The organism is Actinacidiphila sp. bgisy145 (assembly GCF_057708125.1).
This window is the reverse complement of the sequence record NZ_JBYIRL010000008.1, coordinates 80095-106153: the sequence shown is the minus strand read 5'-3', so window position 1 is coordinate 106153 and position 26059 is coordinate 80095. Positions and strand designations below refer to the sequence as shown.

The 26059-nt window shown below is 70.8% G+C and carries 33 protein-coding genes; 29 read left to right on the top strand and 4 right to left on the bottom strand.

From position 1 onward, the window contains the following. Window positions 1–2 precede the first annotated feature (2 nt). The 12 genes from AC3ERT_RS09505 to AC3ERT_RS09450 all read left to right on the top strand — a co-directional run bounded on the left by AC3ERT_RS09505 (window position 3) and on the right by AC3ERT_RS09450 (window position 9603). Window positions 3–242 carry an RNA-binding protein gene (locus AC3ERT_RS09505; RefSeq protein ID WP_335981566.1) on the top strand — a complete coding sequence of 80 codons (240 nt, stop codon included), beginning with the start codon at window positions 3–5 and terminating at the stop codon, window positions 240–242. Between the two features lie 162 nt (window positions 243–404). Beyond that, complete coding sequence (gene rimM / locus AC3ERT_RS09500) at window positions 405–977, top strand: ribosome maturation factor RimM (RefSeq protein WP_335981563.1); 573 nt, start codon at window positions 405–407, stop codon at window positions 975–977. Between the two features lies 1 nt (window position 978). Beyond that, complete coding sequence (trmD, locus tag AC3ERT_RS09495) at window positions 979–1800, top strand: tRNA (guanosine(37)-N1)-methyltransferase TrmD (RefSeq protein ID WP_435130842.1); 822 nt, start codon at window positions 979–981, stop codon at window positions 1798–1800. A 147-nt stretch (window positions 1801–1947) separates the two neighbouring features. Continuing rightward, the gene (gene rplS, locus AC3ERT_RS09490) at window positions 1948–2298 is read left to right on the top strand and encodes a 50S ribosomal protein L19 (protein WP_335981562.1); all 351 of its coding nucleotides are present in this window, start codon (window positions 1948–1950) and stop codon (window positions 2296–2298) included. A 45-nt stretch (window positions 2299–2343) separates the two neighbouring features. Further along, window positions 2344–3051, top strand: a complete 708-nt coding sequence (lepB, locus tag AC3ERT_RS09485; RefSeq protein WP_335981559.1) for a signal peptidase I — start codon at window positions 2344–2346, stop codon at window positions 3049–3051. After that, the gene (gene lepB, locus AC3ERT_RS09480; protein WP_435130845.1) at window positions 3044–4204 is read left to right on the top strand and encodes a signal peptidase I; all 1161 of its coding nucleotides are present in this window, start codon (window positions 3044–3046) and stop codon (window positions 4202–4204) included. Before lepB (AC3ERT_RS09485) ends, lepB (AC3ERT_RS09480) begins: the two co-directional genes overlap by 8 nt. 154 nt (window positions 4205–4358) lie before the next feature. Continuing rightward, entirely contained in the window at window positions 4359–5255 is an 897-nt protein-coding gene (gene lepB, locus AC3ERT_RS09475; protein WP_435173679.1) for a signal peptidase I, read from the top strand. Window positions 5256–5307: 52 nt separating this feature from the next. Next, window positions 5308–6048 (top strand): signal peptidase I, encoded by a 741-nt coding sequence (gene lepB / locus AC3ERT_RS09470; protein WP_335981554.1) that lies wholly within the window; start codon window positions 5308–5310, stop codon window positions 6046–6048. Window positions 6049–6137: 89 nt separating this feature from the next. Then, the gene (locus AC3ERT_RS09465; RefSeq protein ID WP_103890395.1) at window positions 6138–6464 is read left to right on the top strand and encodes a DUF2469 domain-containing protein; all 327 of its coding nucleotides are present in this window, start codon (window positions 6138–6140) and stop codon (window positions 6462–6464) included. Between the two features lie 78 nt (window positions 6465–6542). Further along, window positions 6543–6905, top strand: coding sequence for a YraN family protein (locus AC3ERT_RS09460; RefSeq protein ID WP_335981548.1), 363 nt, complete (start codon window positions 6543–6545; stop codon window positions 6903–6905). Further along, window positions 6905–8614, top strand: coding sequence for a YifB family Mg chelatase-like AAA ATPase (locus tag AC3ERT_RS09455; RefSeq protein ID WP_435130846.1), 1710 nt, complete (start codon window positions 6905–6907; stop codon window positions 8612–8614). The genes AC3ERT_RS09460 and AC3ERT_RS09455 overlap by 1 nt, the downstream gene beginning before the upstream one ends. Beyond that, window positions 8614–9603: a DNA-processing protein DprA gene (locus AC3ERT_RS09450; RefSeq protein ID WP_435173613.1), complete on the top strand. Its 990-nt coding sequence runs from the start codon at window positions 8614–8616 to the stop codon at window positions 9601–9603. The genes AC3ERT_RS09455 and AC3ERT_RS09450 overlap by 1 nt, the downstream gene beginning before the upstream one ends. Window positions 9604–9706: 103 nt before the next feature. Here the strand turns inward: AC3ERT_RS09450 and AC3ERT_RS09445 are convergent, their stop codons facing one another. Genes AC3ERT_RS09445 through AC3ERT_RS09435 form a run of 3 tightly spaced genes read right to left on the bottom strand, consistent with a single transcriptional unit; the run spans window position 9707 to window position 10340 of the window. Next, window positions 9707–9907, bottom strand: a complete 201-nt coding sequence (locus AC3ERT_RS09445) for a hypothetical protein (RefSeq protein ID WP_435173612.1) — start codon at window positions 9905–9907, stop codon at window positions 9707–9709. After that, window positions 9904–10140, bottom strand: coding sequence for a hypothetical protein (locus AC3ERT_RS09440; protein WP_435173611.1), 237 nt, complete (start codon window positions 10138–10140; stop codon window positions 9904–9906). The genes AC3ERT_RS09445 and AC3ERT_RS09440 overlap by 4 nt, the downstream gene beginning before the upstream one ends. Then, window positions 10137–10340: a hypothetical protein gene (locus tag AC3ERT_RS09435; protein WP_435173610.1), complete on the bottom strand. Its 204-nt coding sequence runs from the start codon at window positions 10338–10340 to the stop codon at window positions 10137–10139. Before AC3ERT_RS09435 ends, AC3ERT_RS09440 begins: the two co-directional genes overlap by 4 nt. Before the next feature lie 172 nt (window positions 10341–10512). On the opposite strand from AC3ERT_RS09435, the gene AC3ERT_RS09430 reads away from it, so the two are divergent. The 17 genes from AC3ERT_RS09430 to AC3ERT_RS09350 all read left to right on the top strand — a co-directional run bounded on the left by AC3ERT_RS09430 (window position 10513) and on the right by AC3ERT_RS09350 (window position 25200). Further along, window positions 10513–11268, top strand: coding sequence for a DUF6879 family protein (locus AC3ERT_RS09430; protein WP_435173609.1), 756 nt, complete (start codon window positions 10513–10515; stop codon window positions 11266–11268). A 15-nt stretch (window positions 11269–11283) separates the two neighbouring features. Beyond that, a complete protein-coding gene (locus AC3ERT_RS09425; protein WP_435173608.1) occupies window positions 11284–12135 on the top strand; it encodes a helix-turn-helix domain-containing protein in 852 nt (283 codons plus the stop codon). A 416-nt stretch (window positions 12136–12551) separates the two neighbouring features. Next, window positions 12552–12782 (top strand): helix-turn-helix domain-containing protein, encoded by a 231-nt coding sequence (locus AC3ERT_RS09420; protein ID WP_435173607.1) that lies wholly within the window; start codon window positions 12552–12554, stop codon window positions 12780–12782. 169 nt (window positions 12783–12951) lie between these two features. Then, complete coding sequence (locus tag AC3ERT_RS09415) at window positions 12952–15396, top strand: bifunctional DNA primase/polymerase (RefSeq protein WP_435173606.1); 2445 nt, start codon at window positions 12952–12954, stop codon at window positions 15394–15396. Window positions 15397–16157: 761 nt separating this feature from the next. Continuing rightward, window positions 16158–16364, top strand: coding sequence for a helix-turn-helix domain-containing protein (locus AC3ERT_RS09410; RefSeq protein ID WP_381019321.1), 207 nt, complete (start codon window positions 16158–16160; stop codon window positions 16362–16364). Beyond that, window positions 16361–16609: a hypothetical protein gene (locus tag AC3ERT_RS09405; protein WP_435173605.1), complete on the top strand. Its 249-nt coding sequence runs from the start codon at window positions 16361–16363 to the stop codon at window positions 16607–16609. Before AC3ERT_RS09410 ends, AC3ERT_RS09405 begins: the two co-directional genes overlap by 4 nt. Continuing rightward, window positions 16606–16848, top strand: coding sequence for an NUMOD4 domain-containing protein (locus AC3ERT_RS09400; RefSeq protein ID WP_381019325.1), 243 nt, complete (start codon window positions 16606–16608; stop codon window positions 16846–16848). Before AC3ERT_RS09405 ends, AC3ERT_RS09400 begins: the two co-directional genes overlap by 4 nt. Then, window positions 16845–17165 (top strand): hypothetical protein, encoded by a 321-nt coding sequence (locus AC3ERT_RS09395; RefSeq protein WP_435173603.1) that lies wholly within the window; start codon window positions 16845–16847, stop codon window positions 17163–17165. Before AC3ERT_RS09400 ends, AC3ERT_RS09395 begins: the two co-directional genes overlap by 4 nt. Next, window positions 17158–17736: a helix-turn-helix domain-containing protein gene (locus tag AC3ERT_RS09390; protein WP_435173602.1), complete on the top strand. Its 579-nt coding sequence runs from the start codon at window positions 17158–17160 to the stop codon at window positions 17734–17736. Before AC3ERT_RS09395 ends, AC3ERT_RS09390 begins: the two co-directional genes overlap by 8 nt. After that, window positions 17726–18097, top strand: coding sequence for a hypothetical protein (locus tag AC3ERT_RS09385; protein ID WP_435173601.1), 372 nt, complete (start codon window positions 17726–17728; stop codon window positions 18095–18097). Before AC3ERT_RS09390 ends, AC3ERT_RS09385 begins: the two co-directional genes overlap by 11 nt. 520 nt (window positions 18098–18617) lie before the next feature. After that, on the top strand, window positions 18618–18980 hold the full coding sequence (locus AC3ERT_RS09380; protein WP_381019333.1) for a hypothetical protein: 363 nt from the start codon (window positions 18618–18620) through the stop codon (window positions 18978–18980). A gap of 313 nt (window positions 18981–19293) precedes the next feature. Beyond that, the gene (locus AC3ERT_RS09375) at window positions 19294–19830 is read left to right on the top strand and encodes a hypothetical protein (protein ID WP_435173600.1); all 537 of its coding nucleotides are present in this window, start codon (window positions 19294–19296) and stop codon (window positions 19828–19830) included. A gap of 56 nt (window positions 19831–19886) precedes the next feature. Beyond that, window positions 19887–20087, top strand: coding sequence for a hypothetical protein (locus tag AC3ERT_RS09370; RefSeq protein ID WP_435173599.1), 201 nt, complete (start codon window positions 19887–19889; stop codon window positions 20085–20087). A 66-nt stretch (window positions 20088–20153) separates the two neighbouring features. Next, the gene (locus AC3ERT_RS09365; RefSeq protein ID WP_435173598.1) at window positions 20154–22544 is read left to right on the top strand and encodes a recombinase family protein; all 2391 of its coding nucleotides are present in this window, start codon (window positions 20154–20156) and stop codon (window positions 22542–22544) included. Between the two features lie 279 nt (window positions 22545–22823). Further along, window positions 22824–23663, top strand: coding sequence for an RNA polymerase sigma factor WhiG (gene whiG / locus AC3ERT_RS09360; RefSeq protein ID WP_335981539.1), 840 nt, complete (start codon window positions 22824–22826; stop codon window positions 23661–23663). Window positions 23664–23728: 65 nt separating this feature from the next. Beyond that, window positions 23729–24286 carry a TetR/AcrR family transcriptional regulator gene (locus AC3ERT_RS09355; protein ID WP_335981633.1) on the top strand — a complete coding sequence of 186 codons (558 nt, stop codon included), beginning with the start codon at window positions 23729–23731 and terminating at the stop codon, window positions 24284–24286. Between the two features lie 29 nt (window positions 24287–24315). Then, window positions 24316–25200 carry an LLM class F420-dependent oxidoreductase gene (locus AC3ERT_RS09350; protein ID WP_435130850.1) on the top strand — a complete coding sequence of 295 codons (885 nt, stop codon included), beginning with the start codon at window positions 24316–24318 and terminating at the stop codon, window positions 25198–25200. A gap of 117 nt (window positions 25201–25317) precedes the next feature. Here AC3ERT_RS09350 and AC3ERT_RS09345 read toward each other — a convergent pair whose 3' ends face one another. Then, window positions 25318–25782 carry a peptidoglycan DD-metalloendopeptidase family protein gene (locus tag AC3ERT_RS09345; RefSeq protein WP_435173597.1) on the bottom strand — a complete coding sequence of 155 codons (465 nt, stop codon included), beginning with the start codon at window positions 25780–25782 and terminating at the stop codon, window positions 25318–25320. Window positions 25783–26059 lie beyond the last annotated feature (277 nt).

The following is a 26059-nucleotide window of genomic DNA, read 5'->3' as shown; positions in this document are numbered from 1 at the left end:
GCGTGCTGGAAGAGGCCCTTGAGCACCTTGTGAAGGGCATCGTCGACAACCCCGACGAGGTACAGGTCGGCATGCGGACGCTGCGCCGCGGCAGTGTGCTGGAGGTCCGGGTCCACCCCGACGACCTCGGCAAGGTCATCGGCCGCAACGGCCGTACCGCGCGTGCACTGCGCACCGTGGTCGGCGCCCTCGGCGGCCGCGGTGTCCGGGTCGACCTCGTCGACGTGGACCAGGTGCGCTGAGCGCGCCTGCCACGTCCCCGTGGGTGCCGGCGCCCGCCGGCACACCGGGTTTTCGTTGCACCGGGCCGGAGGCGGTCATACCGCCTCCGGCCCGACGCGTTTCCCGCCGCGGCCGCACCGGCCGCGGTCTCCACCGTTCCCCCAGCGGAAGTTGAGCAGGACGTGCAGCTCGTAGTCGGCCGGATCGGACGCGCCCACGGCATCAAGGGCGAGGTGAGCGTCGAAGTGCGCACCGACGAGCCGGAGCTGCGGCTCGCACCCGGCGCCGTACTGGCCACCGACCCGGCCGCGACCGGGCCGCTGACCATCGCCACCGGCCGGGTGCACTCCGGCCGCCTGATGCTGCGCTTCGAGGGCGTCACCGACCGCAACGGCGCCGAGGCGCTGCGCGGCACCCTGCTGATCGCCGAGGTCGACCCGGAGGAGACCCCGGAGGACCCCGAGGAGTTCTACGACCACCAGCTCATCGACCTGGACGTGGTGACCGTCGACGGCCGCGAGATCGGCCGGATCGCCGAGATCACGCACCTGCCGTACCAGGACCTGCTGGTGGTGGCGCGCACCGGGGGCGGCGAGGTGCTGGTGCCGTTCGTCTCGGCGATCGTGCCGGAGATCGACCTGGCCGAGCAGCGCGCCGTGATCGACCCGCCGCCCGGGCTGCTGGACGAGCTTCCCGCGCCGGGCGAGGGCGGTACTCCGGGCGAGGGCGGTACTCCGGGTGAGGGCGGCGCCTGACATGCGGATCGACGTCGTCACGATCTTCCCCGAGTACCTCGCGCCGCTGGACGTCTCCCTGGTCGGCAAGGCCCGCGCGGCCGGCCGGCTCGACGTGCGCGTGCACGACCTGCGCGGCTGGGCGCACGACCGCCACAACACGGTGGACGACACCCCGTACGGCGGCGGGCCCGGCATGGTGATGATGACCGGCCCCTGGGGCGAGGCCCTGGACCAGACCCTCGCCGACGGCTACGAGCAGGGCGCCCACGACCCCGTCCTGGTCGTCCCCACCCCCAGCGGCCGTCCCTTCACCCAGCAGACCGCGGTGGAGCTGTCGCGGTGCCCCTGGCTCGTCTTCACCCCGGCCCGCTACGAGGGCATCGACAGCCGCGTCACCGCCGAGTACGCCACCAGGATGCCGGTCTGCGAGGTCTCCATCGGCGACTACGTCCTGGCCGGCGGCGAGGCCGCGGTCCTGGTCGTCACCGAGGCCGTCGCCCGGCTGCTGCCCGGTGTCCTGGGCAACGCGCAGTCGCACGCCGACGACTCCTTCGCCCCCGGCGCCATGGCCGACCTGCTGGAGGGCCCGGTCTACACCAAGCCGCCCTCCTGGCGCGGCCGCGGCATCCCCGAGGTGCTGCTCAGCGGCCACCACGGCAAGGTCGCCCGCTGGCGCCGCGACGAGGCGCTGCGCCGGACCGTCGCCAACCGGCCCGACCTGGTCGAGCGCGCCGACCCCGCCGCCTTCGACAAGAAGGACCGCGAGATGCTCAGCATCCTGGGCTGGCAGCCCGGCCCCGACGGCCGATTTGGGCGCAACCCCGACGCCGTGGAAGAATGACCCGCTGTTGCCTGCCCCGCGAGCGCCCCTGCCACAGGGGGACAGCCGCCGCCCGGAGCGAGGCGGCCACACCGTAGGACCGATGAACATCCGACACGAGCATGCCGCCGATGACCTGTGGCATCGGCGAGGAAGCGACGAACGACCATGAGCAGCCTGATCGACAGCGTCAACAGCGCGAGCCTGCGCACCGACGTGCCGGCCTTCCGCCCCGGCGACACCGTCAACGTCCACGTGCGCGTCATCGAGGGCAACCGCTCCCGTGTGCAGCAGTTCAAGGGCGTCGTCATCCGCCGCCAGGGTGCGGGGATCAGCGAGACCTTCACGGTCCGCAAGGTCAGCTTCTCCGTCGGCGTCGAGCGCACTTTCCCGGTGCACACGCCGATCGTCGAGAAGATCGAGGTCGTCACCCGCGGCGACGTCCGCCGCGCGAAGCTGTACTACCTCCGTGAGCTGCGCGGCAAGGCCGCGAAGATCAAGGAGAAGCGCGACAACTGATCGCTTGACCTTCCCTTGGGGCGGGCCGGATAAGCTTCCGCCCCGATGGACAGCGAAGCAGTGACCCCGGAGCGCGACCGTTCCCCCACCGCCGATCAGGCGGAACCGGAGGAGCGGTCGCGTTCCGTCGTGAGCGAGCGGATCGCCGACTTCTGGGAGGACTGGCACCGCACGCTGCTGCTCGCGCTCGCCTGCTGCGCCGCGCTGCTGCTGGTCAGCCACTTCGTGGTGGAGCCCTTCGAAGTGCCCAGCTCGTCCATGGAGAACACACTGCGGGTCGGCGACCGGGTACTGGTCAACAAGTTGGCGTACCGGTTCGGCGGCACGCCCCGGCGCGGGGACGTGATCGTGTTCGACGGCAAGGACTCCTTCACCACCACCGCCGGCACCGACTACGTCAAACGCGTGATCGGCGTCGGCGGCGACCGCGTCACCTGCTGCGACGCCCAGGGCCGGATGACCGTCAACGGCCGGGCCCTGGACGAGACCGGCTACCTGCGCCCGGGCAACGCGCCCTCCCGCGACCCGTTCGACATCGTGGTGCCCGCGGGCCGGCTGTGGGTGATGGGCGACCACCGCGCCGACTCCGCCGACTCCCGCGACCACCTCGGCGACCCCGGCGGCGGCACCGTACCGGTCGGCAAGGTGATCGGCCGCGCCGAGTGGATCGCCTGGCCGCCCGGCCACTGGACCCGGCTGCGCCGCCCCGCCACCTTCTCCCACGTGCCCGCGCCGGCCGGTGCGCATGGGTAACCGGGGCCGCCCGCGCGGCACCGACGCACCCCCCGCGGCGCCGGTCAGCGGCAGCCGGGTGGAGCGGCGCAAGCTCGCCCGCAAGGTCAGGCGCAAACGGCGCCGCGCCACCGCCCGCGAGGTGCCGCTGCTGATCCTGGTGGCGCTGGCCATCGCGCTGCTGCTGAAGACCTTCCTGGTGCAGGCGTTCGTGATCCCGTCCGGGTCGATGGAGCAGACCATCCGGATCGGCGACCGGGTGCTGGTCGACAAGCTCACCCCGTGGTTCGGCGCGAAGCCGCAGCGCGGCGACGTGGTGGTCTTCAAGGACCCCGGCGGCTGGCTGCAGGGCGAGCCCGCGCCCAAGCCCGACCCGGTGGTGCTCAAGCAGGTCAAGCAGGCGTTCAGCTTCATCGGGCTGCTGCCCGCCTCCGGCGAGCAGGACCTGATCAAGCGGGTGATCGGCGTCGGCGGCGACACCGTGAAGTGCTGCGACGCCCAGGGCCGGCTGACGGTCAACGGACAGCCGCTGGACGAGCCCTACCTCTACCCCGGCAACCCGCCCTCGACCATCAAGTTCACCGTGCACGTACCGCTGGGCCGGCTGTGGGTGATGGGCGACCACCGCTCGGACTCCGCCGACTCGCGCTACCACATGGACGAGGTGATCGACGGCAAGCACACCGACGGCACCATCTCCGAGCAGCAGGTGGTCGGGCGGGCGGTCGTGATCGGCTGGCCGATCGGGCACTGGCGGCGGCTGAAGGCGCCCGCGACGTTCGGCTCGGTGCCGCGGGCCGACGCGGCGTTCCCGGGCCGTACAGCGGCCGGGACTATGGTGGACGGGACCGACAACTCGGCCAACAATGCTCAAAGGACCGACCCGCTCCCGACTCCTGCGGAACTCCCGCTCGTTATGGGAATGGTGGGCCTGCGCCGAATCCGGCGCGGGCGACGTTATCGAATGAGGAGTGGATGTGGGGGACCTGGTGGTCGGCGCGCGGTCCGGTTCCGGCGAGCCCGAGAAGGGGGATGGCCGCCCGGTGCCCCCTGCGGACGGCGCACGGGCCGACGGCGTGGTCCCCGCGGACTCGACGGGCAGCGCGGCATACGGCAGCCCGTCCGTCGGCAGGGTCCCCGGGCCCTCCGACGGCGGCTACCCGGGCGGCGGTGACCCCGGCGGCCACCAGCCCGGCGGCCAGGGCTACGACCCGGGCGGCCCGGCGTACGACCCGGGCGTTCCCGGTGACGGCGGCGCGGCGGGCCAGCCCGGTTACGAGCCGGGCTACGTCCCCGTGGCGGGCACCAGGCCGGAGGACGTGAACGGCGTGGGCGCGCACCGCTACGACCCCGAGGGCCCCGGCGGGCCCGGCGGGCCGGAGGGCGAGGACCCCTCGGGCGGCGAGCCCGCGCCCGCCGCGGCGCGCAAGCCGCGCTCCTTCTGGAAGGAGCTGCCGCTGCTGATCGGCATCGCGCTGGTGCTGGCGCTGCTGATCAAGACGTTCCTGGTGCAGGCGTTCTCGATCCCGTCCGACTCCATGAACAACACCCTGCTCAGGGGCGACCGGGTGCTGGTCGACAAGCTCACCCCGTGGTTCGGCTCCGAGCCGACCCGCGGCGAGGTCGTCGTCTTCCACGACCCGGGCGGCTGGCTGCCGGAGAACCCGCCGCCGAGCAGCAATCCGGTGGTGCGCGGCTTGCAGAAGACGCTGAGCTTCATCGGCCTGATGCCGTCGGCCGAGGAGAAGGACCTGATCAAGCGGGTGATCGGGGTCGGCGGCGACACCGTCAGCTGCAAGGGCACGGGTCCGGTGATGGTCAACGGCAAGGCGCTCGACGAGCCGTACGTCTACCCGGGGAACACCCCGTGCAGCCCGGACAAGCCGTTCACCGTCCATGTGCCCAAGGGCCACATCTGGGTGATGGGCGACCACCGCCAGGACTCCCTCGACTCCCGGTACCACATGGACGAGGTGATCAACGGCAAGCACACCGACGGCACCGTCTCGACCAAGCAGGTCGTCGGCCGCGCGATCGTGGTCGCCTGGCCGATCAACCGCTGGGACTGGCTGGGCATCCCCGGCACGTTCTCGCAGTCGGGCATCAATGCCGCAGGCACGGTCGCCCCGACCGCGCTCGGGGTGGCCGGCGCGGTCCCGCTGGTGATGCTGCGGCGGCGCAGGCTGCTGCGCCGGCACGAGGCGGCGGGCGCGGAGCAGGGCTGAGCGGGCTGAGAGGGCTGACCGGGGCGCGTGCCGCCGGATAGGGTGCGGCTCCATGAGCGCGACACGTACGAGCAGCCGCCAGGTGGTATCCAAAGGCCGTGGCGGGACCGGGCACCGGCTGTCCGGGATCGCCGTGGCCCTGGGCTGCGTCCTCTTCCTGGGCGGCTTCGCGTGGGCGGCGGTGGTCTACCGGCCCTACACGGTGCCGACGAACTCGATGGAGCCCACGGTCCGGCCCGGGGACAAGGTGCTGGCCGAGCGGGTCTCCGGCGGCGAGGTGCACCGCGGCGACATCGTGGTCTTCAAGGACAAGCTGTGGGGCGACCTGCCCGAGGTCAAGCGGGTCGTCGGGGTCGGCGGTGACACGGTCTCCTGCTGCGACGCGCGCGGGCGGCTGATGGTCGACGGCAAGCCGGTCGACGAGACGTACCTGGACGCGACCGGGCAGGCGTCGGCGACGAAGTTCGAGACGAAGGTGCCCGCGGGCAAGCTGTTCCTGGTCGGCGACAACCGGGCGGTCTCGCAGGACTCCCGGCTGCACCTGGACGACGCCGAGGGCGGCGCGGTGCCTGCCTCCGATGTGAAGGCCCGGGTGGAGGCCACGGCGTGGCCGCTGGGCCGGGCCGGGTCGGTGGCGCGCACCTCCGCGTTCGACGGCCTGACCGGCGGCGGCGCGTCCGCCTACGGCCCGCTGCGCTGGCTGCTGGCGGCGGTGGTGGCCGGGGTGGTGCTGATCCTCGGCGGGGCCGCGTACCCGTCGCTGGCGGGCCTGGTGCGGCGGCGCTCGGGCTGAGGCGGCGGCGGGTGATACGGCGGTGTGCGGCTCCGGCGGTCCCCGCGTAGCGCACAATGGGGTCACGTACGGCTGAAGGGGAACATGCCATGAGCGCCGAGGACCTCGAAAAATACGAGACCGAGATGGAGCTGAAGCTCTACCGGGAGTATCGCGACGTCGTCGGCCTGTTCAAGTACGTGATCGAGACCGAGCGGCGCTTCTACCTCACCAACGACTACGAGATGCAGGTGCACTCGGTCCAGGGCGAGGTGTTCTTCGAGGTGTCCATGGCCGACGCGTGGGTCTGGGATATGTACCGGCCGGCCCGCTTCGTCAAGCAGGTCCGGGTCCTCACGTTCAAGGACGTGAACATCGAGGAGCTGAACAAGGCGGACCTGGATCTGCCGTCGGACGACTCCGGCTTCAATAACTGAGAGTTTTCCACAGGCCGGCGTTCAAGATCATCTTTGGTGGGCCGCTTTCTGTCACTGTGAGTGACGGAGGTGGTACTGATGAACGCACGAGGTGCGCTGGGGCGGTACGGCGAAGGTGTGGCCGCCCGGACCCTGCAGGACGCCGGGCTGGCCATCCTGGCGCGGAACTGGCGGTGGGGCCGCCGGGGCGAGATCGACATCGTCGCGGCCGACGGCGACGCGGTGGTGGTGTGCGAGGTGAAGACCCGCCGGGAGGGCGGCCACCAGCACCCCATGGCGGGGATCACGCCCGGTAAGGCGGCCAGGCTGCGGTCGCTCGCCGAGCGGTGGGCCGCCGAGCACGGCGGGGCGCCGCCCGGCGGCGTCCGGATCGACCTGGTCGGCGTGGTGCTGCCCGCGCGCGGCGCGCCGCGGGTCGAGCACGTGCGGGGGGTGGCGTGATGGGCTTCGCCCGCACCTGCTCGGTCGCGCTGGTCGGCGTGGAAGGCGTGGTGGTCGAGGTCCAGGCCGACCTGGAGCCGGGCGTGGCCGCCTTCGCGCTGGTCGGGCTGCCGGACAAGAGCCTGGTGGAAAGCCGCGACCGGGTGCGCGCGGCGATCGTGAACAGCGGGGAGACCTGGCCGCAGAAGAAGCTCACCGTGGGCCTGAGCCCGGCGTCGGTGCCCAAGGGCGGTTCCGGCTTCGACCTGGCGGTGGCGTGCTCGGTGCTGGCCGCCGGCGGCCGGATCGCGCCGAGCGCCATCGCCGACCTGATGATGATCGGCGAGTTGGGGCTCGACGGGCGGGTCCGCCCGGTGCGCGGTGTGCTGCCGGCGGTGCTCGCCGCGGCCGACGCGGGGTACCGGCAGGTGGTGGTGCCCGAGCGCACCACGTCGGAGGCGGCGCTCGTGCCCGGCGTGTCGGTGCTGGGTGTGCGCAGCCTGCGCCAGCTCGTCGCGGTGCTCAACGACGAGGTGGTGCCCGAGGAGCCCGAGGACACCGCGGGGGGCCGGCGGGCGCTGCCGGCCGCGGCTGCGGGGGTGGGAGACGGGCTCGGCGGCAGCGGGGCCGGCGTCTTCGGCGGGGCGCGGTTCGGCGGCGCCGGGTTCGGCAGCACCGACTTCACGGGCGGCCCGGGCGCCGAGGGCGGCGCCGGCCCCGACAGCGACCGGCACCGGCCCGACCTGGCCGACGTCGCGGGGCAGCGGGCGGCCCGGCTCGCCCTGGAGGTCGCCGCGGCCGGCGGCCACCACCTCTACCTGCACGGGCCGCCGGGCGCGGGCAAGACCATGCTCGCCGAGCGCCTGCCGGGCATCCTGCCGCCGCTGACCCGCCAGGAGTCGCTGGAGGTCACCGCGGTGCACTCGGTGGCCGGCATCCTCCCGTTCGGCCGCCCCATGGTCGACACCCCGCCCTACTGCGCGCCCCACCACTCGGCCACCATGCCCGCGCTGGTCGGCGGCGGCAGCGGACTGCCGCGCCCCGGCGCGGTCTCCCTCGCTCACCGGGGCGTACTTTTTCTCGACGAAGCCCCGGAGTTCAGCTCCCAGTCGCTCGACGCGCTGCGGCAGCCGCTGGAGTCCGGCCATGTGGTCGTGGCCCGGGCCGCGGGGGTGATACGGCTCCCGGCCCGCTTCATGCTGGTGCTGGCGGCGAACCCCTGCCCCTGCGGGCGGTACTCGGTGATCGGCGGGGGCTGCGACTGCTCGCCGAGCGCGGTGCGGCGCTACCAGGCCCGGCTGTCCGGGCCGCTGCTGGACCGGGTGGACCTGCGGGTGGACGTCGAGCCGGTCGGCCGGGCCGAGCTGATCGGACCCGGCGGTAAGGGCCCGGCCGGGGAGTCCACCGCGGTGGTGGGCGCGCGGGTCCGCGAGGCCCGCGCCAGAGCCGCCGCCCGCTACCAGGACACCCCCTGGAAGCTGAACAGCGAGGTGCCCGGCCACGAACTGCGCACCCGGTGGCATGTCGCGCCCGGCGCCCTGCGCGCGGTCGAGCGGGACATGGAGCGCGGCCTGCTCACCGCCCGGGGCCTGGACCGGGTGCTGCGGGTGGCGTGGACCGTCGCCGACCTCGCGGGCGCGGACCGGCCGACCCCCGAACACGTGCTGCTGGCACTCCAGTTGCGCACCGGGGTGCAAAGGGGAGCGGCGGCCGTGGCGGGCAGGGCGTGATGGCCGGGGAGGGGGCGGGCCGGACCCCGGAGCAGGAGGGCGCCGCGGCTGCTCCGGCCGGGCCGGAAAGCGGCGCCGGGGCGGTCGAGGAGCAGCTGCGGGCCGTCTACGCCGGGGGCGGGCCGACCGGCGCCGCGGGGCCGGACGCGGTGGTGGGGTGGCCGGAGCGGCTGGCCCGGGTCGCGCTGACCAGGGTGGCCGACCCCGGCGACAAGGTAATGGGCCGGGCGGTGCGGGAGTCGGGTCCGCGGGAGGCGCTGGCCGCGGCGCTCGGCGGGCGGCGGCTGCCCGGGGCCGGCCCGGAGCGGACTGCGGGATACCGGGCGCGGGCCGCGCGGGCCGACCCGGTCGCGGACCTGGCCGCGGCGCACCGGGCGGGCGGCCGGTTCCTGTGCCCGGGCGACGGCGACTGGCCCGGCCAGCTCGACGACCTGGCGGAGCAGCGGCCCTACGGGCTGTGGGTGCGCGGCAGGCCGTCGCTGCGGCTGTGGGCCCTGCGGTCGGTGGCGGTGGTCGGCGCCCGCGCCTGCACGGACTACGGCCGGCACATGGCGGTCCGGCTCGGCGCCGGGCTGGCGGGCGCGGGCTGGGCGGTGGTGTCGGGGGCGGCGTACGGCGTGGACGGCGCCGTGCACCGGGCCGTGCTGGCGGCCGGCGGCGCCACCATCGGCGTGGTGGCCAGCGGCATCGACACCGCCTACCCGTCCGGGAACAGCGACCTGATCGCCGCGATCGCCGAACAGGGGCTGCTGGTCGGGGAACTGCCGCCCGGCGACCACCCGACCCGGTCCAGGTTCGTGCTGCGCAACCGGGTCATCGCCGCGCTGACCAGGGGCACGGTCGTGGTCGAGGCCCGCTACCGCAGCGGCTCCCTGATCACCGCGCGGCGGGCGGCGGAGCTGGGCCGGATCACCATGGGCGTGCCCACACCTATTTCCGGGGGTGCCGCTCTGGCTCCGATCCGGTTCCGGGTGGCCATCGCCGCCTGAGCCCACGGACGGCCACGGGAGCGCACAGAGACGCCCCGCCGGGCGCGAGTACCGGCGGGGCGTCTCTATGTCCGGGGAGAGCGACGGAGACCCCACGACGGGCCTATGCCGCCCCGGGCTGCTCCAGCAGCAGTTCATCCCCGGCCCGGAAGCGCTCGGTGCCGCCCTCCTCCCAGGCCACGACCACGAACAGGCCGCCCATCGCGCCGATATCGGTCTTCGTCGCCTTCACGGTGCGCCACTGTCCCTCGTAGCCGATCCGGTCACCCGGGCCGACGAGCGCGGCCACCCTGGTGGCCGTCACCGCTCGGACTCCTCAACCCTGACGATGCGTTCCAGGGGCACATCCCACTCGATGCCACCACCCAGCGGGCGCATGAACGCCTGGCTCTTGACGAGCCTGTTCTTCTCCTTGGTGCGCTCCTCCAGCACCCAGATCAGGAGGCCCGTGCGCTCCGAGATCTTGTCCATCACCAGCGTTCCGGCCGGGTAGGGGAGCGGCCCCTCACACAGCCTCGTCTCAACTTTGCCGGTCACTCCCGACCGCCTTTCCGGAGCGCGTCGGCCAGCCGCGCGGCCACGTCGGCGCGCACCCGTCCGAGGTCCACGAGCCGCAGCTTCGGTGACGCGACGTCAACCGCGAGCGAGGGAAGGACGATCCCCGCGTCGGCCAGTGCTGCCCTGAGGGACTCCATTGCTGCGAAGGGGTCGATGTCCTGCTGTTCCTTGGTCGCCATGAACGGGACGCTAGAACCGTCGAGTTGCTCGGGCGTAGGCGGTTTTCTCGATTTTTCTCGGATGCTGGCTTGCTTAGCTCGTTTTTTCGCACGAAGGTGGTCGGAACCCGTGGTCGAGCGACCTCCACCGGGCAATGCTTGGGTGATCAGCCCCCGGCGGAAGGATCTGGTCATGGCCCGACGACTGCGCTTCAACGGGACGGGCAGCGGCGAAGGTAGCTGCCCGGCGATTCATGAGGACCTGGACACGGGCGAGGTCATCGTGCACGGGCCACGCCTCACCGACCCGGATGCCCTCGCGCAGCTCCAGCACATCGACGAGGACGAGATCCCGATCGTGATGCCCCGCAACACGCTGATCGACTTCGGCCCGAAGGACCGCGACACCGAACCGCGCATCTTCAACCCCCAGCAGTTCGCCCGCCTCTTCGAGAACTTCCAGCACAGCGCGTGGCACCTGGAGATGCGTAAGCGCTACGCGGTCGATGAGGCCACGGACACCTACGCGCAGTTCGCTCGGGGTGAGGCACCGACGTGGGACCTCGACACCCCGTGGAGCCAGGGCATCCGGGCCAAGACGGCGGACGGCGTCTACGTCGGCCGGGTGCGCATCGTGGACAACCCTCCGACCGAGGGGCAGCGGTATCTGCTCGCGCACGCTGAGAAGAACGCCGCCCTGGGCGAGGACGTACGCAACATGTGGCGCGAGGACGCCGAGCGCGTCAACCTGCCGGATGAGGATTTCTGGATCTTCGATTCACACATCGTCGCCGTGTGCATCTTCGATGACGACGACAACCTGACGGGTGCCGAGCTGATCACGGAACCGGCGCGCGTCAACCAATACAACCGACTGCGGGACGTGGCCCAGCACCACGCCACCCCGTTCCGGAAGTTCGCGGCGGAGCTGGCCGCGAAGGAGGAGTAGCGCAGGCGTGAACCGGTGAGTACCGACTATCAGCAGGCTCGTGAAGCGCTCGGGGTTCGACTCCGGGAGCTTCGCTTGTCCTGCCCTGACGGTCGGCTCACCGGCACGGCCCTGGCGCGCAAGCTCGGGTGGCCCAACTCGAAGGTCTCGAAGCTGGAGCTTGGCAAGCAGACGGCCACCCCCGAAGACCTCGAACAGTGGGCCACCGCTTGCGGTCAGGTCGCGTCGTACGACGAGCTTCGGGCCAGGCTGGCGGGGTTCGAGTCGCACATCCGCTCATGGCGGCGTCAGCTCGTCGGCGGACATAAGCCCGTGCAGGACGCTCACAACGAGGCACAAGCCAATTCGAAGGTGCTCCGGACCTGGGAATCCTCGTGGGTCGTCGGCGTCCTCCAGACCCCCGACTATGCGCGGGCCGTGCTGACCCGGTCCGTCGAGCTGCACCGGTCCCCGCGTGACGTTGAAGAAGCCGTTCGTGCCCGGATGAAGCGTCAGGAACTTCTGTACAGCGGGGGCAGGCGATACCACGTCATCCTCTGGGAACCGGTGCTGCGGTCGCTGGTCTGCTCACCCTCGGTGCTGGCGGTCCAGCTCGACCGCCTCACGGGCGTGATCGGCATGGACACCGTGGAACTCGGCATCGTCCCGCTCACCGCGTCCTTGAAGGTCCCGCCCGGCTTGGGCTTCTGGATTTATGACGACCGCCAGGTGGTCACCGAGGCGTGGCACGCCGAACTGTGGTTGGACGACGCCGACAGCGTCGCCCTGTACCTGCGGACGTGGAAGACCTTGCGCGAATCGGCCGTGTACGGGGTTGACGCCCACAACATCATCAGTTCCGCCCGCCGGGCCCTGAACGCCCGTTGACGGGTCGCCTGGGCCGAGGCCCGGGACGGTATCTCCGGGGGTCTCGTGCTGGCGAGCACGGCCGGACGCCCCGGGCGGGGGCTCCAGGCCGCCGGAGACCCCACGGGAGGCCGCCGCTGGGTATGCCCGTGCCCGCAGGCCGGAGTCCCGGACGGCCGGGCGTCATGTTGAGACCCCGGGGTGCTCGCCGGCCTAACTTCCCGTAATCGATCTCAATACTTCTCGTTACTGGCGCTCAGAGGGTCGCCAACCCTCCAGGCACTTGCGCCATACGCAAATTGCGGGGGGCTGAACCCCCGTGCTCTCCTGGTACCAGCCGGGCGGCATAGCCCCCGGTCAGGGCCCCGCTTCGGCGGTGCGGCCCGAGGTTCCCGCCGTGTTCGGCACGTCCTGCCACACCTCAGACGGGAACCCCAATGTCTGCACGCACATTCAGCCCTGACGCCCTGCGCCAGATCCGGCGCGACCGTGGCGTGACCCAGGTTCAGTTGGCTGCCGTACTCGGTCGCAGCATCACGTCCGTGTCGATGTACGAGAACGGCCGCTCCACGCCGCCGGTCGAAGTGCTGGCCGCCATCGCCGACGCGCTCAACGCGCCGATGGACGCCTTCGTCACCGTCCCGGTCCGAGAGCTGGTGTCGGCCTGATGGACATCGCCAAGGACGCGCGCCCCATGACGGAGTCCGAGCGTAAGCGGCTCCTCCGTCTCCTCTTCGGCAAGCAGCCGCAGAAGTAACCCCACCCCGAACATGCCTGAGCCCCCGGGCGGCCGACCAAACCAACCCCGGGGGCTCCAACAAGAAAGTGGTCCTCCAGATGACCAACACCACCACGGAAACACGAGATTTGGCGCTGGCGCAAGCCCGGCTCGAAGTGCCCGAGTACGACACCGACCGGGCCGCGTACTTCGCTCAACTCGGCTTCGGCGTCGTGCCCATGCCGACCAACCGCAAGATGCCCGTCTACAAGGGCTGGCCCGACCTCGCGATGACCTCGGCCGAAGAGGTCGAGGAGATGTGGCGGAGCTTCACGCCGACCGGCTGGCGGAACATCGCGCTGACCCTGGACGGCTGGACCGTCGTGGACGTGGACCCGAAGAACGGCGGTACCGCGTCCCTGGAGAAGCTGACCGCCGAGCACGAGCTTCCGGCCACCCGGACGCATCACACCGCGTCAGGTCCGGACAGCCTCCACTTCATCTACCGGGCCGACCCGGACCGGCTTCTCAAGAGCGCACCGCTCGACCCGAGCCGTTACCCGGGCATCGACATCAAGACTGGTCGGGGCTCGCTGATCGTCGCGCCCGGGTCGGTGATCGACGGGCGACGTTACGAGGTGGTCAGCGCGGCTGAGCCCGTCGTGGCCCCTCCGTGGCTCTCGGAGATCCAGGGGGCCGCCCAGTACCCGGCCACCTCCTCCGTGCCCTCCCGTACCCCGTCCCGGGCCTCCGCTGGCCGCCCTCGCACGGCCACCCTGGCGGAGCTGCGCGCCGTGCCGCCGGACGACCCCGCCCGGGGTAACGGCTGGCTCGCCCAGGTCGCCGGACACCTCGCCCGGAAGCACACCGACTACCCCGCCTACCTTGCCGAGCTGGGCGAGATCGACAGCGGATCCGAGGTGCCTCACGAGAAGGACCGTTTCATGAAGACCGCCGATTCGATCTGGGAGCGCGAGCAGGGAAAGCCTCCGGCCGAGTCGCGCGAGCCCATCAATCCCGAATGGGGGTATCCGATCCAGTTGAAGGACGGAGCATCCAACATCCGCAATCTGCGGACGGCCCTCAACAACGGAGCCATCCCCGATGTCTACGTGCAGAACGGCCAACTGGTCAAGCTGTACGACGACTACGGGAACGTTGAGCTTCCGCAGGGCGAGTCACAAAAGGCGGTCGCGCCTTTCACGAACGACGCCTTCGGTAACGAGGTCGCCGATCACATCTTCTTCTACCAGGAGATCAAGGACGAGGACACGGGCGAATACAAGATGCGCCCGAAGCAGCCTCGGCAGGAGACCTTGCGGACGGTCCTCGGCAACAGGTCGTGGCCGGGCGTCCCGCCGCTGCGCGGCATCACCCGAGTGCCGATCCTTCGGACGGACGGGACCGTCCTCAACGAGGCCGGATACGACGCTTCCAGCGGCATGTACTTCGACCCGATGTGTGAGTTCGACGAGGTGCCGGAGCGGCCGACGCGAGACGAGGTCGATTACGCCTTCGACTTCGTTCACAACCAGGTCTTGGGCGGGTTCCCGTACGCCAGCCAGGCCGACCGGGCGAATGCCTTCGCCTACGCCACCCACGCCGTCGGTCGCCGCTTCCTCGAAGGTGCCAGCGACGGGGGAGTCCAGCCGACTCCGGGCGCAAACATCACCGCTGGTTCTCAGGGCACCGGAAAGTCGTACCTGGCAAATGTCGTCCGCTGGACGTCCGGCGGCACGATGACCGACTACCGACCCGACGAGACCGAGCTTTCCAAGACGGTCATTTCCTCGCTCTACAACAAGAGCGGCGCGGTGGTCATCCTGGACAACGTCCCGGACGGCTACATGGTCAAGAACACGACGCTGGCGAACTTCCTCACCAGCGGCACCCCGGACGCTCGTCTCCTCGGTCAGACGAAGAACATTCGGATGATCAATGACGTGTTCTGGGTGCTCACCGGAAACGGCACCCGGCTGAGCGACGACAACCGGCGACGGTTCTTCGACATCAGGCTTGACGCCAAGATGGCGAATCCGGCGATGCGGGACCACTTCGCCCTCGGCGACCTCGAATCGTTCTTCAAGCGCAATCGCCGGAACCGTGCCAAGTTCATTTGGTGCTGCCTCGTCCTGTGGCGCGCGTGGATTGTCGGCGGAGCCGACGAGGCCACTCCGGCGATGCGCGGTTCGTACGGCTGGTGGTCGCGGCCGACCGCCGGATTCCTGGACTTCCTCGGTATTGAGGGATTCATGGACAACTACGACCCGGGGGCAAGCGCCGAGGCAGACCACTGGGTGCCGTTCCTGTCGGCGTGGTTCGAGAAGTACGGCACCAAGCGGCTGAAGGTCGGCCAGCTCATCAAGGACCACATCGACAACGGCGAGCACGACGGTTGGGACGGGGCGTTCATGCTGCCCACGACTTCTGACCATCAGGACATCCGCAAGGCCGGTGACATCCTCGCAGGAAAGATCGACAAGGTTTGGTCGAATGGCCTCGTGCTGAGGTCGGCCAAGCGTGCCGGGTCCAACAACTACTGGGTCGAGAAGACCGAGAACTAGCCTGGTGGGATTTCTGGTGGGGGTCCTGGTGGGATATCCAACCAGGACCACACCCCCTCTGACCGGCTACGGAGTATCTCCCTGGTGGGATTGGTGGGATCTGGTGGGGGGGTCTGGAGAGGTAGAGAAGTCCGGCTGTGGGGGAGGGCGTAGAGACCCCCACCAGATCCCACCATCCCCCCACCACCCCACCAGGCCGGGTCGAGAGGGCCGAGGCCCGAGAAGGCCCACGGGAGACCACGGAGGACCGCCCCGGGCACGAGGGCCGCAGGCACCGGACGAGGCCACGGGAGATACCACCGGAGGCCGGGACGACACCAGGGCGCGGCGGCAGGTGGCCCGGCAGAAAGCCCAGGTGGGCCGCAATAACGACTCGTGACAGCCAATCACGACGAGTTAGGCCGGCGAGCACCTTGCCGCCAACACGACGAAGCCCCCTCGAACCGGTTCCTCAGCCGGTGGGAGGGGGCTTCGTCAGGCCGTACAGCGGCCCGACCATTAAAAATCGCGCGCGGGTGGCCAGGAAATACCAGTGAGCCCCGACCACCGCCGGGAGCGGAATGGTCGGGGCTCACATTCCCCGGCGGTCCACCGAGAGCGGTGGGGAAGTGGTGGACCCAGGACTTCCCGCCTTCTCATCCGTGACCAAGACCATTGAAAATCTGGCGGACGCTTCCGAGAAGACCAATTGCCGTGCGAGCAATTTGCACCTTGGGCAACCGGTATACCGCCCCTGGTATCACACCTGATTCCATAGGGATATGGACGCCGGACAGAAGTTGCGGCGGTTCCGTGAGGGTCTGGGTATCTCGCAGCGGGCGGTGGCCAAAGAACTCGGCACGACGCACGTAGTGATCGGGCGTTGGGAACGTGGTTATTTCAGGCCCAACGTGCAGAGCCTCACCAAAATCGCTGCTTTCATGAACTGCACGATTGACGACTTGGTGAAAGAGGAGGTGACGGAATGAGTGACGAATTCGAGTTCGTGCCGACAGGTGGCCAGCCCTGGTGGGCAATGGTCAAGACGCCGACCGGCGAGGTACCCGTGAGGGTCAAGAGCTGGACCGTCACCACCGAGGGCGTTACGGCGGAGCTGGCCGAACTGCGCGGAGTCGACACGAGCCCCGAAAACGTCGGTGCGCTTTGCCAGATGAGCCGTGACGAGGCGTGGGCGCAGGTGGCCACGTGGTCCAAAACTGGAGGGTCCGCGTGAGCCAGCGAGTCATCACCGAGGAATGGCGCAAGGTGCCGGGGCTCCGGCCGATCTACGAGGTGTCGAACTTCGGGGAAGTGCGGAGCAAGAGCGAGGTGGCCAGGGGGCAGAAACTCGCGCAGAGGCCCGAGAAATTCAGCGGGCTTCCCCAGGTCCGGGTGACGGACCTGAAAGGACGCCGACGTTACTGCCTGGTGCACAAGCTGGTGGCCAAGGCTTTCCCGGAGGAGGAATCGTGACGCGAATGGAAGCGGACCCCGGGACGTGGCTCGTCGGCAAACACCTCGGAGAGCAGAGGGTCACGCCGGTTGAGGGGTGGGACGTGGACGACCACGGCTCCGCACCGCTGACCCTGACCCTGCCGGGTGAAGACGCGATTCTGGTCAAGGGGAGGGAACTGGACGCGCGCAAAGTGGCCTACATGCGCGAGCTGGTCGAAATGGCCGACCGGTGCACGACGCCGGAAGCGCTGGCTGACCTCAAGAAGATCGCGGGTTGGGTGGCCGACTGGGAGCCGGGAGACCCGGGGCTGAGCCTGGGGGGTGCAAGTGCCTAAGTTCGACGGCGAAACGCCGGAAAGTATCGGCAACGAAGTCAGCACCGGCATGGAAGTGGCCGCCGACAACGTACCGGTACAGGGTCGCGCGGAGATGGTTGTTGTGCTCGCCCAGCAAGGTATGGGGCGAAATGAAATTTCACGCCGCACAGGAATTTCCACCGCGTCAGTTTCCCGAATCGCTGAGGCGAACGGCATCAGCTTCGACGGCAGAAAAGTCGAGGTGGCGTTGAAGGCGCGCATTGCCGAGCTGAAGAAGGCGCAAGCCGGAATCGCCCTCGGCCTGCACGAGGACATCGCGGTGGCCCGAATGCTGTTGCGCACCGCCCGCACTCACCGGGATTACGCGTTCGCCTCCAAGGCGATCGGTGATCTCACCCAGGCCGCCCAGCGCATGACCCCCGAGATCAGCGAGCGGGAATCGGCCGAAGAGGTCAAGGACGCCTTGATGGAACTGCGCGATCAGATGCGCGCGGTCCGCGACGGCTTCGAGGCGCAATACAGCGTTCCGTTCGACAGCCCCGAGGCTGCCGAAATCATCAAGCAGGAGGCGAATCAAGATGAGTCGTGAATACGGCGAGATCGTGCAGGGGCCGATGACCCCGGACGGCCCCAGCGTGGACGAGATCCGGGCCATGCGCCCGGGGTCGCCCGGCGCGTTCCACCACCGGGACGAGCGGGGCCCGCTGGACCACGCGGTGGTCCGGGGCAAGTCGGTCCACGGGGACGGCTCGATGTCCGAGGACCAGGCCGCCGAGATCCGCAAGACCGCCGGGATCGGGCGCGAGAACCTGCACGCCCTCCAGGTCGCTCGGTCCTACAGCGAGCACCGCCACCCGGTGACCGGCGACCTGATCCGGACCTACGAGGGCGGACGCACCGAGATCGTGGACGAGACCCGTCCGGCCAGCCGGGTCCGGGGCGGGCGGTAGGTCGTCCCGGGGCGGGACGGGGGCACGGACGGCCTCCCGTCCCGCCGGGGGCCCACGGGCCCGGCCAGCCCCGGAGAGATCCAGGGAGAGCCGCCGGGAGCCGCAGCCAGATCGGTGCGCGGAACGGGCGTCAGCCCTCCTCTTCCGGGTGACGCTCCTCGGTCCGCCCGCAGATCCGGCCGGGTCCGCCAGCGAGGGGCCCGGACCTTGACGACCACGCAACTCCGGATCTGGCTCCGGGCGTTGAGGTCCGGCCCGGGTCTCGATCCGATCGGGCCGACTTTGACGATCCAGCAAGCCAGATCCGCCCCCATCTTGACGATCCGGCAAGCCGGGGTCTGCCGACCTTGACGACCACGCAAGCCAGGTCCGGCCAGATCCCCCCAGACCCCGGCCGTGAACCCAGGGGGTCGGCGGCAGCGGGGTGGCCCCAACGCCCTCGCGCGAGGTCAACCCTCAACCCGTCGCCGGCCTTACTTCCCGTAATTGATCATCACGAGACGTGACAGCAGGAGTCGACATGACAGCACGCATCATCGAGGCGTCCAGGGAACTGGTCGGCTCGTCGGCGATGTACCACCCCGAGGGCATGATGGAGATCGGCAACGACTTCGCGCAGATGCCCGAGTTCCTCCAGAACCTGGCCAAGTCCATTCACCACATGACCCGCCAGGTCCAGGAAGGGGACACCCCGATGGACCCCGCGATCGTTGACCTGATCAAGGGCGTGCACGCCGGGGTCATGAAGGTCGCGCAGTCGGCCGAGGACCTGAAGCCGATGTTCGAGAACTACCACGCCGACGACATCAAGCGAATTCGCGAGCCCCGCCGCAACGAGCAGATGTGGGACGTCGGGTCGAATCGCGACTACTACGGCCGATGAACCCGGCGGCTTTCCCCGGCCGCAAATGGAACTGGAACTGGAACTGGAACACAGCCCCCGGACACCCCCTCTGGCCGGGCACGGGGCCCCGGTAGGGGGGTCTCCCCAGTTCCAGTTCCGGTTCCAGTTCCATTCGTCCGAGACCCGGTCACGGCCCGTGATTGGCGGTGCGTAAACAGGCGTGGTCACGCCTATTCCGCCCACCCTTTTAGATTCGGCTAAATTTCAGAAATTGTGCGGCACTCAATTCCCATGATTTGCTATTCCTGTAATTCCGGAACGGCCGGAATTCGGGGAATTCAGGGAGTACGAAATGGCCGCCAAGACCGCGAAGACCGCCCAGGCCGAGACCACCGCCGACGAGCTGCACCCCTGCGAGTGCGCCGCGTACGACGCCCTCCCGGCCGACCTCACGGAAACCGACCTGGAGACGGGCGATTACGAGGTCTTCACCACCGGTTGCGTGGCCACGACCAAGCGCCAGTTCGCTCCCGGACACGACGCCAAGCTGAAGTCCTTCCTCATCAAGCACGGCGCGGCCGGGCACGACGTCCGCCGGAACGAGGGCGGGGTGGCCACCTCCGCCAGCGCCGAGCAGCACGCCGCCCGCTACGCCTTCGGCCACATGGTCGCCGCCGGGGTGAAGCGCGCCGAGATCAAAGCCGCCGAGAAGGCCGAGCGCGCCGCAGCCCGCGCAGCCCGCAAGGCCGCCCCCAAGGCCAAGGCCCCGAAGAAGGTCACGGCCAAGGTCGGCCGCGCCACCTTCACCGGCCACATGGACGGCGACCACTTCGTCTACGAGGTCAAGGGCAAGGAGCGCCGCACCCTCAAGTTCCAGCCCGCCGCCTGACCGACCCGCACCGCCGGGCGGTCGGCAAGGCCGCCCGGCTCCCGAGAGGAGCCCCAGTGTTCAAGATCCAGTACCGCAACCCGCAGGGCCGCATGGTCACCGCCCAGAGCAGCAGCGCCGACACGATCCGCCAGCTTGCCGACAAGGCGCAGCAGGACATGCCCGAGACCCACGAACTCAGGGTGCGCGAGGTGGCCGTGGACGAGGCATCCGGCGATTTCATCTGGGCCGACTGCACGGCCGACTTCACCCGCTGACGAACGAGCCCGGTCGGGGTGGCACCCCCGACCGGGCCGCAATGCTGAGAGATAGAGGAACCCGGCGTGAACCAGCGAAGCACAGACGCCCTCGACATCGCTATGGGCGTCGTTGAGCGGGTGACCCAGACGACCCGGTTGCGGGCGGTCGCCTATGCCCGTGTCTCGACCGAGGAGCAGGCCAAGGGGTACGGCGTTCAGGCCGCCCTGAAGAAGATCACCCGGTACATCGGGCGCAAGGACTGGGACCACGTCGGCACCTACACCGACGAGGGCATCAGCGGCTCCCTGGAGGCCGCCGACCGCGAAGACCTCAAGCGGCTGATGGCCGACGCGCGCCGCAAGCCGAAGCCCTTCGACATCGTCGTCGTGAGCGAGGGCCGCGCTATTGGGCGCACTGGTCGTGCCTTCTGGCGGTGGGTCTGGGAACTCGAAGACATGGGCATCTGCGTGGGCGTTGTCCAGGACGACTACGACAACACCACGGTCGAGGGGCGCAAGAAGATGCGCCGTGACGCCGACTACGCCGAGACCGAATGGGAGACCATCCGCGAGCGCACCCAGGGCGGGTTGCAGGAGAAGGCCGAGGACGGGGGGTGGCCCGGCGGTCAGCCGCCCTACGGGTACGAGATCGCTTGCCAGGGTCAGAAAGGTAAGTCGCACCTCGTGCAGTGCGCGGCCGAGGTCAAGATTCTGCGGCTGGTCTTCAAGCTCGTCGTTGAAGACGGCATCGCCAACACGCGCGCCCTGGCCGCTCGCCTGAACGCTGAGGGCCACCTGACGCGCTCGGGCGTCCCCTGGTCGCACTCGAACCTACGGGCAAAGCTCCTCAGCGAGTCCACCACCAATGCCCGCGTGATCTTCCGGAACCCGAACCGCACCCATGCCGGACACGGCGCGAAGTTCGGCCGGGACGGCAAGCCGCTCAACGGCGAGACCGTGATCATCAAGCTTGACCCGATCTTCACGCCGGACGAGGTGGCCGCCCTCACCGCAGCCCTCGGCCGGACGTCCAAGGGCGTCGGTCGGCCGAAGCCTCAGCCTTACCCGCTGTCGAAGCGACTGTTCAACGAGCACACCGGGTGCAACGCGCATCACGTCGGCATGAAGCGGTCCGGCCGGGCAGGTCGCTGGTACCGCTGTTCCGGCCTCGCCTCGAAGTACCCGGGGGACGATGTCTGCACCTGCAAGATGGTCGACGCCGACGCGATGGAGTCGGCCGTCTGGGGCGAGGTCGTCAACCTGCTGGGCGACCCCGACCGCCTAAAAGCGATGGCGGCTGAGTGGGTCGGCATGGCTGAGGGTGACCAGGTCCAGCACGTCGACCGGATCGCCGATTTCGACTGCCAGATTGCGAACCTGGACACGGCCATCACGACCACCATCAAGGAGTACGCCAAGGCGGGGTTGCCAGCGTCGGCCGTGGCCCAGGTGACAGCGTCCCTTGTAGAGGAGCGCCGACAGCTCACCGACCTGCGCGACGAGGCCGCCTCGTGGCTGGAGGAGACCGAGGCCACCGCCCAGCGTGCCCGCGACCTCGAAGCGCTGGCGACGATGGCGCGCACCCGGCTGGCCGACATGGACCCCGCACATCAAGCCGAGGTGCTGGCCCTGCTGGATGTGCGGGTCACGATCACCGGACCGATTCCCATGCCCAAGCTCGGGCTCGTGTGCTCGCTGGCGGAGTGGTTCAAGGCCGCAGAGCGCAAGGTGCCCGGCGAGCTGACCGACGCCGAGTGGGCCGCAGCCGAACCGGTCGTCAAGGCGTGGGAGCCGCCGAACCACAAGCTCCGGCCGGGTCGCCTCATGCTCGATGCGATGTTCTATAAGGCGCGCACCGGGTGCCGCTGGGAGGACCTGCCCGAGCGGTTCGGGCTGTGGAAGGGCATCCACTCCCGATACAAGACGTGGCGAAACTGCGGGACGTGGGACGACATCATGGCGGCCCTGCCGACCGAGGGGCCCGGCTATCGCCCTGTGCCTGAACTCAACCTGGTGCCGCCGTTCCGGGTGGAGGGCCGCGTGGACCCGCGCGTCCTGACCGACGCCGATATCCAGGAAGAAGCGGTGCCCGCCGGAACAGGTGTCCCCGGGCCCTGCACCAGCAGCATGTCGGAAGGGGTGCACGAACTGCTGCGCGGCGGCGCGCAGATGGTCACCGACGCGGCCGAAGTCGTCGAACTGGTAGGGGAGATCGGCGCCGACCTCGCCCCGGCCCGGCAGGGCCCGGTGCTGCCCCGGGACCTGCTGCGCCCGGCGGCGGCCCGGGTGCTGGAGGCGATGCCCGGCCGCGGCGACGCGGCGGAGCAGGACCTCGCCGACCTGCTCGGCCTCTCGGCGGCCGACACGCTCGGCCGGCTCCACGAGTTGCGGGCACTCGGGTTCGTCGTACGCGAGTGCGGGCGCTGGCGGTTGGTCCGTACCGGGCGCGACGGCCGGAAAACGTCGCCAGGTTGACGCGGCCGACACCCCATCAGGTGACACGGAACCTCGCTGACCTGCGGTGTTCGCAGGGCGGACGGTGCGGCCGCGGCCGGCGGCGCATGATTGCCCTCATGCCCCCGCGCTGTCCGGTGCGCCCCCGTGCGCCCCGCACGGACCGCCCGCACCCGTAGAGGAACGTATCTGCGCATGTCCCACACGGATGCCGTAGCAATCCGCGACACTATGGTCACGCTACGCTCGCGGAGGTTTGATCTCCCGCCCACGCCAAGGCAGAACGGCTCACGACAACGTATGCCCCAGCACACCCCCGGGTCCGAACAGGCGACGGCCGTGGCCACCGCCCGGGCCACCCCCCGGCCCGGCGCGCCCACCTCGCTCGACGCGCTGTGGCGGACCTACAAGTCCACGGGGGACGCGCGGCTGCGGGAGCAGCTGATCCTGCACTACTCGCCGCTGGTCAAGTACGTGGCCGGGCGGGTCAGCGTCGGGCTGCCCGCCAACGTGGAGCAGGCCGACTTCGTGTCCTCCGGGGTGTTCGGCCTGATCGACGCCATCGAGAAGTTCGACCCGGACCGGGCGATCAAGTTCGAGACCTACGCCATCACCCGCATCCGCGGCGCCATGATCGACGAACTGCGGGCGCTGGACTGGATTCCGCGCTCCGTGCGGCAGAAGGCCCGCGCGGTCGAGCGGGCCTATGCCACGCTCGAGGCGAAGCTGCACCGCACCCCCAGCGAACCCGAGGTCGCCGCCGAGATGGGCGTGGGTCTGGAGGAGCTGCACGGCGTGTTCAGCGCGCTGTCGCTCGCCAACGTCGTCGCCCTCGAAGAGCTGCTGCACGTCGGGGCCGACGGCGGCGACCGGCTCAGCCTGGTCGACACCCTGGAGGACACCGGCGCGGACAACCCGTCCGACGTCGCCGAGGACCGCGAGCTGCGCCGCCTGCTCGCCCGCGCGGTCAACACCCTGCCCGAACGCGAGAAGACCGTGGTCACCCTCTACTACTACGAGGGGCTCACACTCGCCGAGATCGGCCAGGTACTGGGCGTCACCGAGAGCCGGGTCAGCCAGATCCACACCAAGTCCGTCCTCCAACTCCGGGCGAAGCTCGCCGACATGGAGGCACGCTGAGCCGGACTGTCTACAGTGGAGTAATGCCGAGAATTCGAGCGGCCTCGGTGGCCGAGCACCGGACCATGCAGCGCCGCGCCCTGCTGGACGCCGCCCGCACCCTGCTGTCCGAGGGCGGCACCGATGCCCTCACCTTCCCCGCGCTCGCCGAGCGGACCGGACTGGCCCGCTCCTCGGTCTACGAGTACTTCCGCTCGCGGGCCGCCGTCGTCGAGGAGCTGTGCGCGGTCGACTTCCCGGTCTGGGCCGCCGAGGTCGAGGCCGCGATGCAGGCTGCCGAGACCCCCGCGGACAAGATCGAGGCGTACGTCCGCAGCCAGCTCACCCTGGTCGGCGACCGCAGGCACCGCGCGGTGGTGGCGATCTCGGCCGGCGAGCTGGACGCCGGCGCCCGGGAGAAGATCCGCGCCGCGCACGGCGGCCTGGTCGCCATGGTGGTGGCCGCTCTGTCGTGCCTGGGGCACCCCGAGCCGCGGCTCACCGCCATGCTGCTGCAAGGCGTGGTCGACGCCGCGGTCCGCCGGATCGAGCTGGGCGCGGCGGAGATGCCCACCGAGATCGTCGAGGCCGCCGTCGCCATGGCCCTGCACGGCGTCACCCGGTCGGCGGACAGCGCGGAATAGCCCGCCGACAGCGCCCTGTTGCCGCTGGTATGACTTCACAAGCCCCAGGAACACCGCAGCAGAACATCGGCCGGGTCGGCGTGTGGGCCTTCCAGCTCAGCCAGGACAACGCCGAGTCCCCGGACGAGAACCGCGCGGCGGCAGCGGAGCTGGACGAACTCGGCTACGGCGCGATCTGGCTCGGCGGCTCGCCCCGGGTGGCCCGCGCCGTGCCGCTGCTCGCCGCGACCCGCCGCATCACCCTGGCCACCGGCATCCTCAGCGTCTGGAACCAGCCCGCCGAGGAAGTCGCCCGGGACGTCGCCGCGCTGGAGCCCGGCGCCGCCGAGCGGTTCCTGCTCGGCCTCGGTGTCAGCCACGCACCGATCACCGAGGGGTACGCGCACCCGTACGCGAAGATGGTCGAGTTCCTCGACGGCCTGGACTCCGCACCCGTCCCCGTGCCGCCCGCCCGGCGGGTGCTCGCCGCCCTCGGCCCCCGCATGCTCAAGCTGGCCGCGGACCGCTCCGCCGGCGCCCACCCGTACCTGGTCACCGTCGAGCACGTCGCACAGGCCCGCGCCGCCCTCGGCCCGGACCGGCTGCTCGCCCCCGAGCTGGGCGTCGTCCTCGACTCCGACCTCGTCCGGGCCCGCCAGACCGCGCGCGCCGCCCTCGCCGGCTACCTCCAGCTGCCCAACTACGTGAACAACTGGCGCCGGCTCGGCTTCACCGACGAGGACTTCGCCGACGGCGGCAGCAACGCCCTGCTCGAGGCCCTGTTCGCGATCGGCGACACCGTCGACGTCCGCACCCGCGTCGCCGCCTACCACGAGGCCGGCGCCGACCACGTGGCCCTCCAGGTGCTGCGCCCCGACGGCGCCCTGCCGCGTGAGGAGTGGCGCGAGCTGGCCGCCGTACTGCCGCTGAGCTGATCCGGCCCGGGCGGGCCGCCACCGCGCGGCCCGCCCGGCTCCGCGGCCCCGCGCTCCACCGCTCCACCGCCCCACTCCGCGGCCCGCCCGCGTCCGCCGCCCGCCCGGCAGCCGCGCTCACCCCTTCCGCCCGCTCACCCCTTTCCCGCCGCCGCCCGCCCCCGCCACCGGCAGCAACCGGGACGGCCCGGCCCGGCGCAGCACCGGCGGGAGCAGGGTGAGCGGGTCGAGGTAGACGTCCCCGCGCAGCAGCCCCCAGTGCACACACACCTCCGGGCAGTGCGGCAGCCGCCCTACGGCAACCTCGCCCACCCGGTCCCCGGCCTCCACCGCCGCACCCACCGCGACGGCGGCCCGTACCGGTTCGTAGGTGGTGCGCAGACCGCCGGTCAGCGCCACGACCACCACCGGGACGCCCCCGACCGGCCCGGCGAACGCCACCTCGCCCGCGGCGGCCGCCCGCACCGAAGCCCCCGCCCCGGCCGCCAGATCGACCCCGCGGTGCCCGGCCGCCCACGGTGTTGCCGGCGGCTCGAACGCACGCAGCACCAGCGGGCGGCCCCGCGCCCCCGGCCCCACCACCGGCCAGCACCGCGCCGCCGGACCCGGCGGTCCCGTACAGCCCGCCGACCCCGACCCCGCTCCCGACCCCGACCTCGCTGCCGACCCCGACCTCGCCGTCGACCCCGCTCCAGACCCGGACCCCGGACCCGCCGCCTCCCATGCCCGGGCCCGGGCGCCGTCCCCAACTCCCGTGCCCGCCCCGCCCTCGGCCCCGGCCGCCACGCTTCCGCCCGCCGCCAGCACCACCGCCACCACCGTCAACCACACCGCCGTGTACGCCATGTCCCCACGATGA